This window comes from Pseudomonas sp. PD9R (assembly GCF_019200975.1).
In the GTDB taxonomy this organism is placed as follows: Bacteria; Pseudomonadota; Gammaproteobacteria; order Pseudomonadales; family Pseudomonadaceae; genus Aquipseudomonas.
Genome location: NZ_JAHTMR010000012.1, coordinates 128721 through 148011, shown reverse-complemented (window position 1 = coordinate 148011; position 19291 = coordinate 128721). Strand labels below are relative to the sequence as shown.

Here is a 19291-nt window from a genome sequence, read left to right as displayed (position 1 = left end):
TGTAACGGACACATTTTTGACAGGCTCCAGACATCGCCTAAGTTTGGGAGGCAGCTTGGGAAAAGCTGCTTCCTCAATCGATGTCATGGAGCGTCATAAATGCGTACTGGCTATTTCCACTCTTTGGTTTTTGCTCTGCTCACCAGCGCCTCTTTCGCTGCCATTGCGGCTCCGGCTATGAAGTCGGAGACCAGCAATGTTCCTGTGGTGATGGAGATTTCTCCCGATGCACAAACTGGAAAAATTGATCTCAACGCGGCCGATGCGCCCACTCTGCAGCGCGAGCTGGCTGGAGTCGGTGAAGCCAAAGCCAAGGCGATTGTTGCTTATCGTGAAACCAACGGGCCATTCACATCGGTCGATGAGTTGCTGGAAGTGAAGGGCATCGGCAAGGCGATTCTGGATCGCAACCGCGAGAAGCTGGAAGTGAACTAAGCTAATCATTCAACGCCAAGGGGCCGGTCATTGACCGGCCTTTTTGCATTCTGGCGATCGCTGCAAGTTTTTGCCTTCCGTCGGCATTCGAAAAATTACAACTATCATATCTTGCTTAGATTATGTCTATAATAAATCGGTTTTCGTCAAGGCGCTGATTTTGCGCTCACTTTTGCATTCCCAGGAGCACAGTCATGACTTCCACCCAGTCCCAAGGTACGGCCCTCGTCACCGGTGCTTCCTCCGGTATCGGCGCGGTTTACGCGCAGCGTCTGGCGGCGCGTGGTTTTGATTTGTTGCTGGTCGCGCGCGATCAGCAGCGGCTGGATGAGGCGGCGAGCAAGCTCCGCGCCGAGTATGGTGTGCAGGTGGAAGTGCTCAAGGCAGATTTGACGCAAAAGGATGACGTGCTGAAACTTGAACAGCGTCTGCGCAGCGATTCGAGTATCAGTCTTTTGCTGAACAACGCCGGTGTGGCAGCGGATGGTCTATTGGCCAATGCTGATATCGATCAGCTTGAACGAATGATCCAGTTGAACGTCACCACGGTCACGCGCTTGGCATCGGCAGCCGCCGCCAGTTTTGCCAAGGCGGGGCGAGGCACGATTATCAACATCGCTTCGGTCGTGGCGTTGTTTCCCGAGCGTTTCAACGCGACCTACAGCGCCAGCAAGGCTTACGTGTTGAGCCTGACACAGTCACTGAATGCCGAACTCGACGGCACCGGGGTCAAGGTCCAGGCTGTTTTGCCGGGCGTAACACGGACTGAAATCTGGGAGCGCTCCGGAATCGATGCTTCGCAAATTCCGGCCGACATGGTCATGGAAGCGGGTGAGATGGTTGACGCGGCGTTGTCAGGTCTGGATCAAGGTGAATTGATCACCATTCCATCGTTACCGAATGCTGCCGACTGGGAAGCTTTCGTTGCAGCGCGTCATGTGATGGCACCTAACCTTTCCAAAAGCAGTGCCGCCGCGCGTTACAAATAAAACGCCAGACATCGGCATGAGGAATTTGCGGTATGAGTAATCGTCGCGTGGTTGTAACGGGCATGGGCCTGGTGTCTCCGCTGGGTAGCGGGGTTGAAGCTGTCTGGGCGCGTCTGTTGGCAGGGCGCTCCGGGTTGCGCAAATTGCCGGATGAGGTCGTCGCCGATCTGCCAGCCAAAGTTGGTGGAACGGTGCCGACACTGGCGGATGATGCCGAAGCCGGTTTCGATCCGGATCGGGCGACGCCGGCCAAAGAGCAGAAAAAGATGGACCGTTTTATTCTGTTCGCCATGGAAGCGGCGCGTCAGGCGATCGAGCAGGCCGGTTGGCAGGCGCAAACCGCCGAAGCCCAGGAGCGCACGGCCACCATTATCGGTTCCGGTGTCGGTGGTTTCGGCGCGATTGCCGAGGCGGTACGCACAACTGACAGCCGTGGTCCGCGGCGTTTGTCGCCGTTCACTATCCCGTCGTTTCTGGTCAACCTGGCGGCGGGGCATGTGTCAATCCAGCACGGTTTCAAAGGGCCATTGGGTGCGCCAGTAACAGCCTGTGCGGCCGGAGTTCAGGCGATTGGTGATGCGGCGCGGTTGATTCGTTCCGGGGAGGCAGACATCGCCGTGTGTGGCGGTGCGGAAGCGGCGATTGATCGAGTCAGCCTCGCCGGGTTTGCAGCGGCACGCGCCTTGTCCAGTGGCTACAACGACACTCCGGAACGCGCCTCGCGGCCGTTCGACAGTGGCCGAGATGGCTTTGTCATGGGCGAGGGCGCGGGTCTGCTGGTGATCGAATCCCTGGAGCATGCCTTGGCGCGCGGCGCTCAACCGCTGGCCGAGCTGGTGGGTTACGGAACCAGTGCCGACGCCTATCACCTGACCGCCGGCCCCGAGGATGGCAGTGGTGCGCGCCGGGCGATGGTGCAGGCGTTGGCACAGGCCGGGATCACGCCGGATCAGGTTCAGCACCTGAATGCGCACGCGACCTCAACGCCGGTTGGTGATCTGGGAGAGCTGGCGGCGATCAAGGCGCTGTTTGGTGCGGATAATAAAATCGCGGTGACATCGACCAAGTCGGCGACCGGGCATTTGCTCGGTGCGGCGGGCGGGATCGAAGCGATTTTCACGTTGCTGGCGATCCGCGATCAAATCGTCCCGGCAACCCTCAACTTCGAGACTCCGGACCCGACGGCTGAAGGGGTGGACATTGTCCATGGTCAGGCTCGACCGATGGCCATCGAGTATGCGTTGTCCAACGGCTTCGGGTTTGGCGGGGTCAACGCCAGCGTGTTGTTCAAGCGCTGGGTTGGCTAAGCACGGGATTGTTTTAACGACTGGCGGGTGATGTCGAGAATCTGCTGGGCCAGCTCGGCATTCTCGACACTGCGCGAAAGCAGCAACGCGCCGACAAGCGTGGACATGATGACAATGCTGCGCTCTGTGGTGTGCTCGCCTTCAAGCGTGCCCTGAATCTGGTGCAGCCGGGCATTGAGAATCACATCGGTGGTTGGACTCGGTTGGCCGCGCATGCCGAGTTCAGATGACATACTCGGCAGTGGGCAGCCTTCGTGGGGCGAAGTCTGGTGCCATTCAGACAAGTAAGTATCAATGAATGCCTCCAGCGGACATTCCTCGGCAAACAGTTTGGCGCACAGGACATCGACCTCGCCGCCCGCCGCCTGCAGCGCCTTTTCCACCAATTCATCCTTGGACTTGAAGTGAGAATAAAAGCCTCCGTGCGTCAAGCCCAGTGCCTTCATCAAAGGCTGCAGGCCGGTCGCGCCGATGCCGTCACGGCGAAAGCGCACTGAAGCTTCCTTGATGATGCGTTGGTGGGTCTGGGCTTTATGGTCCTGCGAGTAACGCATCTGATATCTCCACATCAATACACCATATTAACCAATGGAAATGGGATGGTGACTGTACTTCTACTTCTAAAAAGCATGCAGATGCGTCGAACTTGGTAGAAACGCACACCCTGTGATGGCACGAATAGTGATTACTAGACAGCTGAAGATTGTTGAACAATCAGGAGGCGATGAGTATGAGCAGCGGACTGTCACTGGCCGACCACATCACATTGGAATTGCGCGCCGACATTATCGGCGGTCGATTACTGCCGGGCATGGCGCTGGTGGAAAACGATCTGGTGTCCGCCTACAACGCCTCGCGCAATACCATCCGTGAAGCGTTACATCGCCTGGGCCAGGAAGGGTTGACCCGCTATGTGCGTCATAAAGGTGTGATGGTGCGCAGGTTGGACGCCGAGGATGTGCGGGATCTGTTCAAGGTCCGGCGCACGCTGGAGCTGCAGGCCATCAGCGCAAGCCGACCGCTGCGCGACTATCAGTCCGACCGCATGTTTGAAGCCCTGGAGGCCACCGAACTGGCCCGTGAGCGCGAGGACTGGCGCGCCGTCGGCACCCACAGCCTGCAATTTCATCAACACATCGTCGGGCTGCTTCGCAGTCCGTTGTTCGATGAGTTTTTCACTAACGTCGTCGCTCAACTGCGCCTGGTGTTTTGCAGCGCTCCCGATGAATCAAGCTTTCAAACGCCCTGGCTGGTTCGCGACCGGCAGATCCATGAGTTGCTGGTCGAGGGCGACAAGCGCGCGGCCGAGGACGCGATGAGCCTGTATCTCGACGATTCCGAACACCTGCTGTTGCAGATGCTTACCCCTTCTTCCCGTCACTGATCGAGGATTCGTGCCATGTACAAAGACTATCCGGCGGCCTATCAAGTCAGCAAAGGCTCGGCCTTGCAGGTGGACAAAGCCTTCTACGAGCGGGTGCGCGATACGAAGGACGGGCGCACGCTGATTGAATCGTTCGAAGTTCCGATCCGCACGGGCCGCGCCTGGAAGGTCCCGGCCGGGCATGTGTTTCGGGTGACGACGCCGGTTGGGCCGCAGGTGGGGGATTTCAACGTCTGGAATGCCAATGATCCGCGCGAGCGCCTGTGGGCTTCTCGCACCCGGCAGTTGCAGGGTGCACACGTCAGCACCCATGACCGGCTCTGGTCGAACCTGCCTTTTTTACGACCGCTGGTGACCATCACCGATGACAGCCTGGCCGGTTACGGGATCGACGAACATGGCGGTCGCCTGCACGATTTGCTTGGCACGCGCTGCGATCCCTATGTGAACAAAATGCTCACGGGCGAGGACTTTCATCATCACTGTCATTCCAATCTGACCCGCGCTGTTCTCCCTCACGGCCTCACTGAGTTCGACGTGCATGACGTGCTGAACATTTTCCAGTGCACGGGCCTCAACCACGACGACATGTACTTCATGAAAGCCTGTCCGGCACAGAAGGGCGATTACCTGGAATTTTTCGCCGAGATTGATCTGCTGTGCGCACTCTCGACTTGCCCAGGCGGTGATCTGTCGCTAGCCATGTGGGGGCCAGATGCGCAAGACCCACTGAGCGTATGTCGTCCGCTGGGAGTGGAGATTTATCGGTTGGAGGATACGCTGCTGCAGGGTTGGAGCCAGCCGGAACGCGCGGCATATAAGGGGCTGCACGGCTTGCACATTCCCAAGGCCGATTGGGAAAAATAAAGCCAAAAGATCGCAGCCTTCGGCAACTCCTACACGGGATTTGTGTTCACCCTGTCGGAGCTGCCGATGGCTGCGATCTTTTGAACTTTAGTCATCTAGCGGTCCTGCGCTTCCTTGGCGTCCATTTCCGCATTGCGTTCGTCGACGCGTTTGCGTTGTTCATCGGTCAGCTCGACCTTAGTGGCGGTGTCGCGAAGCATCATCAAACCGCCAACGATAGAGCCGATGGCTATCACCAGAATCAACCAGGCATACCAGGGCATAGGACTCTCCTTGAAGGCAGGCTGGTTGGCGAGGTTCGCCAACCGTGCGTGCATACCACTTTGAGCGATTAACTTTCGCCGTGGTTCCATTCTATGCCTGATACACCCCATGCGCCGCACAACCTTGTAGGCGCTGCCGCAGGCTGCGATCTTTTGATCTTATAAAACAAGATCAAAAGATCGCAGCCTCGTTGCACTCTACAGCTCCTTCCATGGGTTACAGACCGGTCAACATTGCGTCCGCTGGTGCATTCGCGCGCAATTGCCCGGTCAGCATGAAGTACACGAAACCCACCGCCATGAAGGCCAGGAAGATGAGGCCGATCAGCGTGTTGAACCACGCCATCGCCACCAGGCAGACCACCGCGAGCACCAATGCAATGAACGGCACCAGCGGGTAGCACGGGGCGCGGAAGGTACGCTCCAGATTCGGTTCGGTTTTACGCAGTTTGAACAGGCTGAGCATGCTCATGATGTACATCACGATGGCACCGAATACCGCCATGGTGATCATCGCTGCCGTGAGCGTCATACCGCCGAGGTTGATCAAGCCGTCGCTGTAGATCGCCGCAATACCGATCACGCCACCGGCAATGATCGCCCGATGCGGTGTTTGGAAGCGCGACAACTTGGCCAGGGACGCCGGCAGGTAACCGGCGCGGGCCAAAGCGAAAAACTGCCGCGAGTAGCCGAGGATGATTCCGTGGAAACTCGCCACCAGGCCGAACAAGCCAATCCACACCAGCATGTGCAGCCAGCCCGAGCTTTCGCCGACCACGGTTTTCATCGCCTGCGGCAGCGGGTCATTGATGTTCGACAGGGTGCGCCAATCACCTACGCCACCGGCGAAGAACATCACGCCCATCGCCAGCAGCACCAAGGTCAGGATGCCGCTGATGTAGGCCTTGGGAATCGTCCGTTTCGGGTCCTTGGCTTCTTCGGCGGCCATGGCCGCACCTTCGATGGCGAGGAAAAACCAGATCGCGAACGGGATCGCCGCAAACATCCCGGCAATCGCCGGCGCGCCGAATACGTCGGAGCCGGCCCAACCATTAAGGGCGAAGTTACTGAAGCTGAACGCCGGGGCAACCACGCCCATGAACACCAGCAACTCAGCGACCGCCAATATGCAGACCACCAGTTCGAACGTCGCCGCGAGCTTCACCCCGAGGATATTCAGGCCCATGAACACGATGTAGGCGCCGACTGCGGCGTGTTTCGGGTCGAGGGCGGGAAATTGCACATTGAGGTAGGCACCGATAGCCAGGGCAATGGCCGGCGGGGCGAACACGAACTCGATCAGCGTCGCCAGCCCGGCGATCAATCCGCCTTTCTCGCCAAAGGCGCGACGGCTGTAGGCAAAGGGACCTCCGGCATGCGGAATCGCGGTGGTCAATTCGGTGAAACTGAAGATGAAGCAGGTGTACATGGTCGCGACCATGAATGAGGTCACCAGAAAGCCCAATGTCCCGGCCACACCCCAGCCATAACTCCAGCCGAAATACTCCCCGGAAATCACCAGACCGACCGCAATACCCCACAAGTGCAACGTGCCCAGCGTGGGTTTGAGTTGTGTATTCATGCGCTTGCTCCCTGAACGATTGGAAAGCTCGGGGGAGGGCGTTTGCAGCGGGCGTGCCAGTGTGCGAATGCGCGTCGTAAAGCGTGAAAAGCTGTCGTTTCGGGGATGTTCGCTGCTGGATGTCGACCATCTGGCGCGCCAGTTGAGTGCAGCGTTGTCTGATATGCCGTCATCGCGAGCAGGCTCGCTCCCACATGAGAACGCATTCCCTCAAATAATCCTTATCCCCAGTGAGTGCGAGCCTGCTCTCGATGAGGCCCACCCACACGCCACAAAATCCCGCTGTAACGCCCGCATAAACCCACTCTTTACGCTTTCTTTATGCCCCGTGCGCACCGTCGGTCTCGTTCCTTTACAGCCTCCCTGTCGACAATGACTCCACACGCGGCAATACGCCGTTACACGGAGAACTTCCATGAGCGTTCTGGACGGGGTGTCACTGCTGTTGGCAGTGGGGCTGTTCATTTATCTGTTGGTTGCGCTGTTGCGCGCGGACCGGAACTAGGAGCGGCTATGCACAGTTATGACTATTGGCTGATCCTCGCGTTTTTCGCGTTGGTATTGGTCCCGGCGCCGTTTCTCGGGCGCTTCTACTACAAGGTAATGGAAGGACAGCGCACCTGGCTGACACCGATCCTCGGCCCGGTCGAACGTGGATGCTATCGGTTGGCCGGGGTTGATCCCCAGGCCGAACAGAGCTGGCAGAAGTACGCGCTGGCTCTGCTTGCCTTCAACCTCGCGGGCTTCTTGCTGTTGTTCGCGATCCTGTTGTTCCAGGACCACTTGCCGCTCAACCCGCAGAACCTGCCGGGCCAGGAATGGACGCTGGCACTCAACACCGCCATCAGTTTCGTGACCAATACCAACTGGCAGGCCTACAGCGGCGAAGCCTCGCTGAGCTACCTGAGCCAGATGGTCGGCCTCACTGTGCAGAACTTCGTCAGCGCCGCCACTGGCCTTGCTGTACTGGTTGCACTCTGTCGAGGTATAGGGCGTCGTGGTATTGGTCGCAAGTCGACCCCTGGCCTCGGCAACTTCTGGGTCGACATGACCCGCGCCACCCTCTATGGCCTGCTGCCGCTGTGCTTGCTGCTGGCGCTGTACCTGGTCTGGCAGGGCGTACCGCAAACCTTCGCGCAGTATGTCAATGCGGTGACGATGCAAGGCGTCGACCAGGTAATCCCGCTCGGCCCGGCAGCCAGCCAGATTGCGATCAAGCAACTGGGCACCAACGGCGGTGGCTTCTTCGGCGTCAACTCGGCGCATCCGTTCGAGAACCCGACGGCGTGGACCAACCTGTTCGAGCTGGCCTCGATCATCCTGATCCCGGTGGCGCTGGTGTTCACCTTCGGCCATTACGTGAAAGACCTGCGTCAGAGCCGCGCGATTGTGGCCTGCATGTTCGCGCTATTCCTGATCGGCGGCGCGACTTCGCTGTGGGCTGAGTACCAGCCGAACCCGACCCTGAACAACGTCGCCGTCGAACAGACCGCCCCGCTGGAAGGCAAGGAAGCACGCTTTGGCACCACGGCCACGGTGCTGTGGTCGGTGACCACCACGGCGGCGTCCAACGGTTCGGTCAACGGCATGCACGACAGCCTCAATCCGCTGACTGGCATGGTGGCGCTGGTCAACATGATGGTCGGCGAAGTGATCTTCGGCGGCGTCGGTGCCGGGCTTTACGGCATGTTACTCAACGTGTTGATCGCGGTGTTCCTCGCCGGCCTGATGATCGGCCGCACCCCGGAATATCTCGGCAAGAAACTGCAAGCCAAAGAAGTGCAATTGCTGGTGGTGACCTTGATGGTGATGCCAATCGGCGTACTGGTGCTCGGCGCAATCGCCGCAAGCTTGCCGGGCCCGGTGGCTGCCGTGAGTAACCCCGGCCCGCACGGCTTCAGCCAGTTGCTCTACGCCTACACCTCGGCCAGTGCCAACAACGGTTCTGCGTTCGGTGGCTTTGGCGCCAACACGCCTTTCCACAACCTGATGCTGGGCCTGGGCATGTTGATCGGTCGCTTCGGCTACATCCTCCCGGTATTGGCCCTGGCCGGAAGCCTGGCGATGAAGAAAACCGCACCGATTGGCCAGAACAGTTTCCCGACCCATGGTCCGCTGTTCGTGACTTTGCTGACCGTAACCATTTTGTTGGTAGGTGGTTTGACCTTCCTGCCGACATTGGCACTGGGTCCGATTGCTGAACACCTGAGCATGGGCTTCTAAGGAATCCATCATGAATATGCCTGTAAGCAAAAACGTCGCCGTCAAAGCGCCGGAGCAACCGAAAACCGCGATCTCGGCCTTGTGGCGCCCGGCGCTGGTGCAAGCCTTCGTCAAGCTCGACCCACGCCAATTGCAGCGTGCTCCGGTAATGCTGGTGGTCGAACTGACCGCGATCCTGACCACCGTGCTTTGCTTCATTCCCGACACGGCGGTGCCGACCTTCGTCGCGGCGCAAATCGCCCTGTGGCTGTGGTTCACCGTGCTGTTCGCCAACTTCGCCGAGGCACTGGCCGAGGGGCGCGGCAAGGCTCGCGCCGACAGCCTCAAGGCCGGCAGCGAAGGCCTGAGCGCACGACGCAAAACCAGCAACGGCGCCTTTCAAGTGGTGCCGGCCACCAGCCTGCGCAAGGGCGATGTGGTGCGTGTCGAAGCGGGGGAAATGATCCCTGGTGACGGCGAAGTGATCGAAGGCATCGCAGCGGTCAACGAAGCGGCGATTACTGGCGAATCCGCACCGGTGATCCGCGAGTCCGGCGGCGACCGTTCGGCCGTCACAGGCAATACCCGCCTGGTCTCCGACTGGCTGCTGGTGAAGGTCACGGTCAACCCCGGTGAGTCGACACTCGACCGCATGATCGCCCTGGTCGAAGGCGCCAAACGCCAGAAAACCCCCAACGAAGTAGCGCTGGACATTCTGCTGATCGGCCTGACCCTGATCTTCCTGCTGGTGGTCGTGACGCTGCAACCCTTCGCGCACTTCGCCAACGGCAGCCTGCCGCTGGTGTTCCTGGTGGCGTTATTGGTCACGTTGATTCCGACCACCATTGGCGGTTTGCTGTCAGCCATCGGTATCGCCGGGATGGACCGCCTGGTACGTCTGAACGTAATCGCCAAGTCCGGTCGCGCCGTGGAAGCGGCGGGTGACGTGCACGTGCTGTTGCTGGACAAGACCGGCACCATCACCTTCGGTAACCGTCGTTGCACTGCGGTCTATGCCGCGCCGGGTGTTAGCAGCAAGGAACTGGCCGAAGGCGCGCTGTTCGCCTCCCTGGCTGACGACACTGCCGAAGGCAAGTCCATCGTTGAATACCTGCGTGGCATCCATCCGCAGCCTGAGCCTTCCAAGGAGACACTCACGGCGGTGCCATTCAGCGCTGAAACCCGTCTGTCCGGTGTCGACTATCAAGGGCGCGTGTATCGCAAAGGTGCGGTGGATTCGCTGCTGGCTTTCGTCGGCCTGAAACGCGCCGATCTGGCCCCGGCCCTGTCGCGGGAAATCGACAAGATCGCTCAGAGCGGCGGCACGCCGTTGCTGGTCTGCGCTGACGGCAAACTGCTAGGTGCGATCCATCTCAAGGACGTGGTCAAGCCCGGCATCCGCGAGCGTTTCGCCGAGCTGCGCAAACTGGGGATTCGCACGGTCATGGTGACCGGCGACAACCCGCTGACCGCTGCGGCGATTGCAGCAGAAGCCGGTGTGGACGACGTGCTGGCCGAAGCCACGCCGGAGAAAAAACTGGCGCGCATTCGCCACGAGCAGAACGACGGTCGCCTGGTCGCCATGTGCGGCGACGGCGCCAACGATGCTCCGGCATTGGCCCAGGCCGATGTCGGCATGGCGATGAACGATGGCACCCAGGCTGCTCGCGAAGCCGCCAACATGGTCGATCTCGACAGCGACCCGACCAAGTTGCTGGACGTGGTGCAGATCGGCAAGGAATTGCTGGTCACCCGTGGCGCGCTGACGACCTTTTCCATCGCCAACGACGTGGCCAAATACTTCGCGATCCTGCCGGCGCTGTTTGCCTCGATCTATCCGCAACTGGGCGTGCTGAACGTCATGCACCTGAGCAGCCCGCAGAGCGCGATTCTGTCGGCGATCGTGTTCAACGCCCTGATCATCGTGGTACTGATTCCACTGGCGCTGCGCGGTGTGCGCGTGCAGGCCGCGAGCGCGGCGGCGTTGCTGCGACGCAATCTGCTGATCTACGGGCTGGGCGGGATTCTGGTGCCGTTCGTGGGTATCAAGGCCATCGACATGCTGTTGACGGCGTTGCACTTGGTGTAAGCGAACACCCCCGCTGTAGGCGCGAGCTTGCTCGCGATGATGGTTAACGATAACGCGCCCTTTCTGACAAAGCGCGGTGCTTTCAAGACCATCGCGAGCAACCTCGCTCCTACAGGGTTTTTTCACTGAATTCGAGGATTTTGAAATGTCCACAATGATACGTCCGGCCTTGAGCCTGTTGGTCCTGATGACCCTGATCACCGGCGTCGCTTACCCCCTGGTCGTCACCGGTGTCGCCCAGGTCGCGTTCCCGGATCAGGCCAATGGCAGCCTTGTTCACGACGCCACCGGGAAAGTCCGCGGCTCGTCGCTTATTGCCCAGGATTTCGTCGGTGACGCCTGGTTCCATCCGCGTCCATCGGCCGGTGCATTCGCCACTGTGTCGAGCGGTGCGAGCAACCTGTCGCCGAGCAACCCGGCGCTGGCCACGCGGGTGATCGACGACGCCAACAAACTGCTGGTGCCCGGTCAGGGACCAGTGCCGTTGGCGCTGGTGACCACCTCCGGCAGCGGCCTCGATCCACACTTGCCACCGGCCGCAATTGCCTATCAACTGGCGCGTGTTGCGACGGCGCGCAATCTACCGGTCGCAACGCTTCAGAACCTGATGGATGCGCACATTGAACAGCCGCTGGTGGGGCCGCCGGTGGTGGATGTGCTTGAGTTGAATCTGGCGCTGGAAAAACTGTAAATCAAAAGATCGCAGGCTACGCAGTGCCTACACTGGATCCCCGGTAGGAGCTGCCGCAGGCTGCGATCTTTTAATGCTTCACCCCATTTAAAGTCGATCAAGGCAAAGACAAATGAGTGACTCCGGCCGCGCCGACGCGCTGTTAGCAGACCTGCCCCGCGATGGCCGTGGCCGGCTCAAGGTTTTTCTCGGCGCCGCGCCCGGCGTCGGCAAGACCTACGCCATGCTCCAGGCCGCTCACACCCAATTGCGCCAAGGCGTAAAGGTGATAGCCGGGGTAGTCGAAACCCATGGCCGCGCCGAAACCGAAGCCTTGCTCGGTGGCTTGCCGCAACAGCCATTGGTGCGCTCGGAATACCGTGGCGTAATGCTCGAAGAAATGGACCTCGACGGCTTGCTGGCGGCCAAGCCGAAACTGGTGCTGGTGGACGAACTGGCCCATAGCAATGCCCCCGGCAGTCGCCACGCCAAGCGCTGGCAAGACATTCAGGAACTGCTGTCCGCCGGCATCGACGTGTTCACCACGGTCAACGTCCAGCACCTGGAAAGTCTCAATGACCAAGTGCGCGGGATTACTGGCGTGCAGGTCCGCGAAACCCTGCCGGATTGGGTGCTGCAAGAAGCCTACGAACTGCTGCTGATCGACTTGCCGCCCCGTGAACTGCTTGAGCGCTTGCGCGACGGCAAGGTGTATGTGCCGGAGCAGGCACGCGCCGCCATCGACGCGTTCTTCACCCAAACCAACCTCACCGCCCTGCGCGAACTGGCGATGCAAACCGCCGCCGCGCAAGTCGATAACGATCTGGCCCAGGGTTATCGTCAGCTCGGTCAGGCGGCCCCGGCGGTGCGCGGTCGGTTGTTGGTTGGCGTCGATGGCGATGCCCAGGCCGAGCGCCTGGTACGGCACGCCAGCCGTGTCGCCCAGCGGCGGCATTTGCCATGGAGTCTGGTGCATGTCGACAACGGCAGCGTGCGTGACGAACAGTCGCGCTTGCGTCTGCAAAGTGCTCAGCAATTGGCCGAACGCCTGGGGGGCGAAGTGGTGTTGCTGCGCGCTGGCGAGGTGGCGAAAACCCTGATCCAGCATGCCGCCGAACGTCGCGCCAGTCTGGTGTTGGTGGGGCAGTCCCGGCAGCGTTTGCGCCGACGCCTGTTCGGTGGCGGGTTGGCGTCACGCTTGCTGCGCGACGCACGCGGCTTGGAAATCAACGTCCTCGACAGTGACGAGGAAAAGCATCAGCCACGCCAACGCTCGGCGCAATCGCTGGTCTGGTTCGACTATGCACTGGCGCTGGTCGCCACCGTACTTGCCAGCGGCCTGGCCTGGGCAGTGGCCAGTGTCTTGCCGCTGCCTAACATCTCGCTGGTGTTCCTCGCCGCCGTGTTGCTGGTGGCGGTGCGCAGCAGCCTCGGCCCGGCACTGGCCTGTGCCGCGCTGTCGTTTCTGACCTATGACTTTCTGTTCATCCCGCCGAATTTTTCCTTCAGCATCCAGCGCGAAGAAGACGTGCTGACCTTGCTGTTTTTCCTGTTGATGGCGGCCCTCACCGGCAACCTTGCGGCGCGTCAACGTCGGCAATTGCAGGCCCTGCGCGATACCCAGGAAGAAACCACCGAACTGCTCGACCTGTCGCGCAAACTCACCGCCGCGACTGACCGTCAGGCGGTGGTCAGCGCGGCGGCCCAGCACCTCGATGGCTGGAGTGACCTGCAAATTTGCTTGCTCAATCGCGACGGTCAAAGCGGCTGGAAAATTGAAACCGGTGGCCCGCTGGAGTTTACCGAAGCCGAACGCGCCGCCGCCGATTGGGCCTGGCAACACGATCAGCCAGCAGGCGCCGGCACCGGTACGTTGCCCTTCGGGCGCTGGTGGTGGTGGCCATTGTCAGTGGAAGAAGGACCGTTGGCGCTGCTCGGGGTGTGCGCCAAAGAAGGCCAGACGCTCAGCGGCCAGCGTCGGCGCTTGTTGACCGCGTTGAGTCAGCCGCTGGCCCAGGCACTCGCTCGTGCACAACTGGCCGATGATCTGGAAGCCGCACGGTTGCACGGCGAAACCGAACAACTGCGCAGTGCATTGCTGGCCTCGGTGTCCCACGACTTGCGCACGCCACTGACTTCCATGCGCGGCAGCATTGATAGCCTGTTGGCCCTCGGCGAGGCGATCCCGCTGGAGGATCGCCGCGAACTGCTCGAAGGCACCCGCGATGAAGCCGAACGGCTCGACCGCTATATTCAAAACCTGCTGGACATGACCCGCCTCGGTCACGGTGCGTTGAAACTGGCGCGGGACTGGGTGTCGCCGGCCGACATCGTCGGCAGTTCGCTCAATCGGCTGCGTGCCGTGCTGGCGCCGTTGCAGGTGAGTGTCGAGGTGCCGGCGGAGTTGCCGCTGCTGTACGTCCACGCGGCGCTGATCGAACAGGCGCTGATTAACGTGCTCGAAAACGCCGCGCGGTTCTCGCCGTCACATGGGCGGCTGGAACTGCGCGCCGGGGCCGACGACGAAGAGCTGTTTTTCTCGGTAAGCGACGAAGGGCCGGGTATTCCAGAGGCCGAGCGGGCGAAGATTTTCGACATGTTCTACACCGCCGCGCGAGGCGATCGCGGCGGGCAGGGCACCGGGCTGGGGCTGGCGATCTGTCAGGGGATGGTCGGCGCGCACGGTGGGCGGATCAGCGTTGCCGACGGTATCGAGGGGCGCGGCACTTGCATCACGCTGCACTTGCCATTGCAGGAACAGCCGGGATACGAAAGTGAAGCCTGATCGTGCTTGCGTTACTCTTTTGCGACCTCTCAATGTTGATGTGAATTCATGAGCCAGACCGCGACCATTTTGGTCATCGACGACGAACCGCAGATCCGCAAGTTCCTGCGCATCAGCCTGGTCTCCCAGGGCTACAAAGTGCTGGAGGCTGGCACCGGCACCGAAGGGCTGGCCCAGGCTGCGTTGAACAAACCGGACCTGCTGGTGCTCGACCTCGGCTTGCCGGACATGGATGGCCAACAAGTGCTGCGCGAGTTTCGCGAGTGGTCGACGGTGCCGGTGCTGGTGCTTTCGGTGCGCGCTGGCGAAGGGCAGAAAGTCGAAGCCCTGGACGGCGGTGCCAACGACTACGTGACCAAACCGTTCGGCATTCAGGAGTTTCTCGCGCGGATTCGCGCGCTGTTGCGTCAGGCACCGGTGGGTGAGGCTCAGCAAGCGGCGTTGACTTTCGGTCCGCTGACGGTGGACCTGGCTTATCGCCGAGTCTTGCTCGACGGCAGCGAAGTCGCGTTGACCCGTAAGGAATACGCGGTGCTGGCGCAGCTGGCACGGCATCCGGGACGGGTCATCACCCAGCAGCAACTGCTCAAGGACATTTGGGGCCCGACCCATACCGAAGACAGCCATTACCTGCGGATTGTGGTGGGACACTTGCGGCAGAAGCTGGCGGACGACCCGACCCAGCCACGGTTCATCGTGACCGAAGCGGGGGTGGGGTATCGGTTGTTGAGTGAGGGCAGTCTTTAGTTTTTTGTGTTGCCCGGGCGACGCCTTCGCAGGCAAGCCTCGCTCCTACCGGTTATGTGTTGTCTTTGCGGGCAACGTAATCCCTGTAGGAGCGAGGCTTGCCCGCGAAGACGCCCTCGGATTCACCTCAAGAATCCCGCTCATTCTCGTACCTATCCAAGGTGTCCCGCGCAATCTCCCGTCCCAGCGCGATCAATTCCGGCGCCTTGTAAAACTCGAAAAACCGGCACACCCGTTTCGGCACGTTGATCAAAATATCAGGCGGATACCCGGCAATCTTGTACTGCGCCAGCGAGGTCTGCATCACCTCGAAACTCTGGTTGATCAGGTCCAGCAACGACGCCGGTCCCACGTTATCGATGATGAACGAACCGGTGGCAGACTTCGGCGCACCGTCGCGTTCCGGCGCGGCGGCCGGTTGTTGGGCTTCGGGTTCGGCGGATTCGATCCACGGGTTGATCTCGGCCGCTTCTGCCATCAACGCTTCCTTTTCCAGCAGCAGCAATTGTTCGGCCTGTTTGCGTCGGAACGGCATTTTCGAGCCGAGAGAATTGAGCAGGCTGTTGAACCGGCTCTTGAACGCCGCCGGGCGCTGGATTACCGGCAGTTGGTAGTGCCGCTGGTTGGTGGAGTTGAGATTGACCGCGATGATCAAGTCGCAGTGGCTCGACACCACCGGGACGATCGGCAGCGGGTTAAGAATGCCGCCGTCCACCAGCATGCGATTGCCCTGCATCACCGGCGTGAACAGGCTGGGAATCGCCGCCGAGGCGCGCATGGCTTGGTGCAGGCAACCTTCCTGGAACCAGATTTCCTGCTGGTTGGTCAGGTCAGTGGCCACGGCCGTGTAGGGGATGCGCAGGTCTTCGATATTGATTTCGCCGACAATCTTGCGGATCTGCCCGAAAACCTTCTCCCCACGAATTGCCCCCAAACGGAAACTGACGTCCACCAACCGCAATACGTCGAGGTAATCCAGGCTCTCGATCCAGTCGCGATATTCGTTGAGTTTGCCGGCAGCGTAGATGCCGCCGACCACCGCGCCCATGGAACAACCGGCGATGCAGGCGATGTCGTAGCCACGCCGCTCGATCTCTTCAATGACACCGATATGGGCGTAGCCTCGGGCTCCACCCGAGCCCAGCACCAGTGCGACACGCTTTTTCATGAATCGCCCTCGTTTGAATGGTTCAACAATGCACCCATCAAGGGGCGCGCTTCAATCGGTAAGGTCGCTCGATGGGGCGAGTGCGTCGTTTTTTCGATACTCCATGGCGGCAGATGGTTATTCTCGGCAGCGCTATAGTTTGCGCTGGCGATGGACGGCACTTTTCACTCGCCAGACCGTCCTACCTGCATGACTGTTTACTAACTTTGAGGTGTGACTGATGAAAGCCTGGATCTGTGTGCCATTGATTGCCCTGGCACTTGCCGGTTGCGCTGGTAAAACCGCTTATCGTGACAGCTGCGGGAGCAACCTGGATGCGGCGTGGCATGAGCTGGACCTGGCCAAGGCCGAGGGTTTTGCCGGCACCGTCAGCTACTCCAAGGCGCTGTCGCTGTTGACGGCGGCCAAGACCCAGCAGCAATTCGAAGGGTTCGAGGGGTGCACGAGCAAGGCAGAGAAGGCGCGGTTCTATATTCGTGAGTCACGCGCGGGGCGTTGAGGCATGATGTAAGGCAACAGGGGGAATTCACGTCAAGGAGCATGCAATGTCAGCGTTGGTCAATCGGTTGGTGGCCCATGTTCTCGGCCTGGAAGTTCGTCTTCTGGCCTGTCAGGCGCGCTTGACTGCCCACACCGATCCGGAAGCCCTGCACGACTTGCGCACTACGGTGCGCCGGTTGCGCAGCCTGTTGCGGCCCTTGCGCGGCTTGCCGGGTGTCGAACCGCTGGAAGCCGCGGCGTCCCGGGTCGGCGAACTGACCACGCCGTTGCGTGATCGTGAAGTGCTGGCGGCTTATTTGCTTGAGCACGATCAACCCGGAGCGGCACAACGGCGCATGGCGCAGATGGCCGAGGCCTACCCAGCGGTGGCGGCGGGTCCGGAGCTTGCGCAGTTGCTGATGATCCTCGACGCTTTTCCGCGCTTTCTGCGTGCCGCTCAACGTCAGGACTTGCTCAAAGGCCTGCGCAAACGCATCGAGAAGCGCCTGGGCAAACAGTGGAAGAAACTCGACGAGGCACTGCACGACCCGGCCCATGACCGCCATCGCTTGCGCCTGCTGATCAAGCGAGTGCGTTATGGCATCGAAGCCTACCCTGAGTTGGACCGCTTGCCGGACGCGGCAATGCCTCGGCTGAAATCCGCGCAAGGTGCGTTGGGCGATTGGCACGATTGCTGGCAGTGGTTGGCGAAGGCTGAGCAAGAATCGGATTTGCAACCCTGTGTCGCGACGTGGCAAATCACCATGGTCAAAGCTGAGCAGCGCGCCGACCGTGTCCTCGAAAAACTCAGCAAGGCCTGCTTCAAACCCTGAACACCCTAGCCCCCTGTCGGAGCTGCCGCAGGCTGCGATCTTTTGATTTTGCTTCTAAAGATCAAAAGATCGCAGCCTGCGGCAGCTCCTACACAAAACTTACGGCTTATCTGTCAGTCAATTTGGCCGGAATAATCACTGTGCCAACCTCGCCGGCTGGTTAAGATTCCTTCATCCATTTCCTGTCCCTGAGGTTTTCATGCGCTTTTCCGATCTGCTCGATGCCGTCCGCCGCCAGCCACTGGAGCTGTCTATCCCGGCCGGATGGGCGCAGGGGCGCGCCAGTTTCGGTGGCCTGGTGGCCGCCTTGCAGTACGAAGCCATGCGCGCAAAAGTCCCGGCAGATCGGCTGGTGCGTTCGCTGGCGATCACCTTCGTTGGCCCGGTCGAGCCCGAAGTGCCGGTCAGTTTTGAAGTCGATGTACTGCGCGAAGGCAAAGCCGTCAGTCAGGTGCTGGGCCGGGCGATGCAGAAGGGGCAAGTGGTGACGTTGATCCAGGGCAGCTTCGGCGCCTCGCGGCCTTCGGAAGTGGCGGTGAAGGCACAACCGGCCCCGGAAATGAAGCACTGGGACGACTGTCAGGAACTGCCTTACATCAAGGACGTGACCCCGGAATTCATGCGGCATCTGGCGATGCGCTGGAGCGTTGGCGGCCTGCCGTTTTCCGGCAACACTTCGCGTCAGATGGGAGGCTGGGTGCGCTTGCGCGGCGATGTGAAGGAAGAGGCCGTCACCGAGTCGCACATCCTGGCACTGGTGGATGCGTGGCCACCGGCCCTGATGCCGTTTCTGAAGAAACCGGCGATGGGTAGCACGTTGACCTGGACCATCGAATTCGTCCAGCCGTTGCTGGAACTGAGCACGCTGGACTGGTGCAAATACCTCGTCGAAACCGAACACGCCGCCGACGGCTACGGCCATGCGGCGGCAAAACTGTGGGACGCGCAAGGCCGGTTGATTGCCATGAGCCGGCAGACGGTGACGGTGTTCGCCTGATCAATGACGGCGGTGGCGCTCACGCCAGGCGCGCCACCAGCCACCACTCAGGAAAAACCGTGGGAAGGTCAGGAACTGTTCGACCAGCAGACGCGAAATGGCGTCTTTGCGATCACTGAACGGCTCGGCGGCTTGCTCCTCCAGGCTGTGACCGTGACGTTGCAGGGCCAGCGCGGCCAACAGGCCGATCACACCGATCGCAATGTTGACGAAGCTCAGGCCGAATACCCCGGAAACAATCAACAGAAATCCCAGGATGAACAGCGGCACGGCGATCAGGTGCAACACCAGATTGGTCGGGTGCTGGTGATTGTTCGGGTAGGCACGCCATTGCCAGGCGGGAAGGTTGGGGTGACGTTTACCCATGATGCTAATCCTCGATCCATGTTGAACACATGATTGAAGAATAGGCGCGGCCCGTGCGGGCGGCGAATCGAGGTTGGCTATCGAAGTGATAGGCGCCATGTTTTGAATTGATGTTGATTGAACTGAC

19 protein-coding genes are annotated in these 19291 nt (G+C 60.5%); 14 read left to right on the top strand and 5 right to left on the bottom strand.

What is annotated here, in order from left to right:
- Positions 1–99: 99 nt before the first annotated feature.
- The 3 genes from KUF73_RS22050 to fabF all read left to right on the top strand — a co-directional run bounded on the left by KUF73_RS22050 (position 100) and on the right by fabF (position 2731).
- The gene (locus tag KUF73_RS22050; RefSeq protein ID WP_218440134.1) at positions 100–435 is read left to right on the top strand and encodes a helix-hairpin-helix domain-containing protein; all 336 of its coding nucleotides are present in this window, start codon (positions 100–102) and stop codon (positions 433–435) included.
- Between the two features lie 194 nt (positions 436–629).
- Positions 630–1424: an SDR family oxidoreductase gene (locus KUF73_RS22045; RefSeq protein WP_218440133.1), complete on the top strand. Its 795-nt coding sequence runs from the start codon at positions 630–632 to the stop codon at positions 1422–1424.
- A gap of 32 nt (positions 1425–1456) precedes the next feature.
- Entirely contained in the window at positions 1457–2731 is a 1275-nt protein-coding gene (gene fabF / locus KUF73_RS22040; RefSeq protein ID WP_218440132.1) for a beta-ketoacyl-ACP synthase II, read from the top strand.
- Here fabF and KUF73_RS22035 read toward each other — a convergent pair.
- Positions 2728–3285 carry a TetR/AcrR family transcriptional regulator gene (locus tag KUF73_RS22035; protein WP_218440131.1) on the bottom strand — a complete coding sequence of 186 codons (558 nt, stop codon included), beginning with the start codon at positions 3283–3285 and terminating at the stop codon, positions 2728–2730. The genes fabF and KUF73_RS22035 overlap by 4 nt on opposite strands.
- A gap of 176 nt (positions 3286–3461) precedes the next feature.
- Here KUF73_RS22035 and KUF73_RS22030 point away from each other — a divergent pair, with 176 nt between their 5' ends.
- Both KUF73_RS22030 and KUF73_RS22025 read left to right on the top strand, forming a co-directional pair.
- Positions 3462–4115, top strand: coding sequence for a GntR family transcriptional regulator (locus KUF73_RS22030; protein WP_218440130.1), 654 nt, complete (start codon positions 3462–3464; stop codon positions 4113–4115).
- Between the two features lie 15 nt (positions 4116–4130).
- Positions 4131–4982, top strand: coding sequence for a DUF1989 domain-containing protein (locus tag KUF73_RS22025; protein ID WP_218440129.1), 852 nt, complete (start codon positions 4131–4133; stop codon positions 4980–4982).
- A gap of 95 nt (positions 4983–5077) precedes the next feature.
- Here the strand turns inward: KUF73_RS22025 and KUF73_RS22020 are convergent, their stop codons facing one another.
- Positions 5078–5245 (bottom strand): DUF2897 family protein, encoded by a 168-nt coding sequence (locus KUF73_RS22020; RefSeq protein ID WP_218440128.1) that lies wholly within the window; start codon positions 5243–5245, stop codon positions 5078–5080.
- Positions 5246–5462: 217 nt separating this feature from the next.
- Positions 5463–6827, bottom strand: coding sequence for an ethanolamine permease (gene eat / locus KUF73_RS22015; protein WP_218440127.1), 1365 nt, complete (start codon positions 6825–6827; stop codon positions 5463–5465).
- Between the two features lie 415 nt (positions 6828–7242).
- Between eat and kdpF the strand changes: the two genes are divergently transcribed.
- The 6 genes from kdpF (at position 7243) to KUF73_RS21985 (ending at position 15320) form a co-directional block, all read left to right on the top strand.
- The gene (gene kdpF / locus KUF73_RS22010) at positions 7243–7332 is read left to right on the top strand and encodes a K(+)-transporting ATPase subunit F (RefSeq protein WP_007899818.1); all 90 of its coding nucleotides are present in this window, start codon (positions 7243–7245) and stop codon (positions 7330–7332) included.
- A gap of 8 nt (positions 7333–7340) precedes the next feature.
- Positions 7341–9050 (top strand): potassium-transporting ATPase subunit KdpA, encoded by a 1710-nt coding sequence (kdpA, locus tag KUF73_RS22005; RefSeq protein ID WP_218440126.1) that lies wholly within the window; start codon positions 7341–7343, stop codon positions 9048–9050.
- A gap of 10 nt (positions 9051–9060) precedes the next feature.
- Positions 9061–11118 (top strand): potassium-transporting ATPase subunit KdpB, encoded by a 2058-nt coding sequence (gene kdpB, locus KUF73_RS22000; protein ID WP_218440125.1) that lies wholly within the window; start codon positions 9061–9063, stop codon positions 11116–11118.
- Positions 11119–11263: 145 nt separating this feature from the next.
- Complete coding sequence (gene kdpC / locus KUF73_RS21995; RefSeq protein ID WP_218440124.1) at positions 11264–11809, top strand: potassium-transporting ATPase subunit KdpC; 546 nt, start codon at positions 11264–11266, stop codon at positions 11807–11809.
- 112 nt (positions 11810–11921) lie between these two features.
- The gene (locus KUF73_RS21990) at positions 11922–14573 is read left to right on the top strand and encodes a sensor histidine kinase KdpD (protein ID WP_218440123.1); all 2652 of its coding nucleotides are present in this window, start codon (positions 11922–11924) and stop codon (positions 14571–14573) included.
- Between the two features lie 48 nt (positions 14574–14621).
- Entirely contained in the window at positions 14622–15320 is a 699-nt protein-coding gene (locus KUF73_RS21985; protein ID WP_218440122.1) for a response regulator, read from the top strand.
- Between the two features lie 127 nt (positions 15321–15447).
- Here KUF73_RS21985 and KUF73_RS21980 read toward each other — a convergent pair whose 3' ends face one another.
- Positions 15448–16488, bottom strand: coding sequence for a patatin-like phospholipase family protein (locus tag KUF73_RS21980; RefSeq protein ID WP_218440121.1), 1041 nt, complete (start codon positions 16486–16488; stop codon positions 15448–15450).
- A gap of 220 nt (positions 16489–16708) precedes the next feature.
- Between KUF73_RS21980 and KUF73_RS21975 the strand changes: the two genes are divergently transcribed.
- The 3 genes from KUF73_RS21975 (at position 16709) to KUF73_RS21965 (ending at position 18798) form a co-directional block, all read left to right on the top strand.
- Positions 16709–16987: a hypothetical protein gene (locus tag KUF73_RS21975; protein WP_085724954.1), complete on the top strand. Its 279-nt coding sequence runs from the start codon at positions 16709–16711 to the stop codon at positions 16985–16987.
- A gap of 46 nt (positions 16988–17033) precedes the next feature.
- Positions 17034–17801 carry a CHAD domain-containing protein gene (locus tag KUF73_RS21970; RefSeq protein WP_218440120.1) on the top strand — a complete coding sequence of 256 codons (768 nt, stop codon included), beginning with the start codon at positions 17034–17036 and terminating at the stop codon, positions 17799–17801.
- 199 nt (positions 17802–18000) lie between these two features.
- Complete coding sequence (locus tag KUF73_RS21965) at positions 18001–18798, top strand: acyl-CoA thioesterase II (protein ID WP_218440119.1); 798 nt, start codon at positions 18001–18003, stop codon at positions 18796–18798.
- Here the strand turns inward: KUF73_RS21965 and KUF73_RS21960 are convergent, their stop codons facing one another.
- Positions 18799–19164 (bottom strand): terminase, encoded by a 366-nt coding sequence (locus tag KUF73_RS21960; RefSeq protein WP_218440118.1) that lies wholly within the window; start codon positions 19162–19164, stop codon positions 18799–18801. It abuts the gene before it with no gap.
- Positions 19165–19291: the final 127 nt, after the last annotated feature.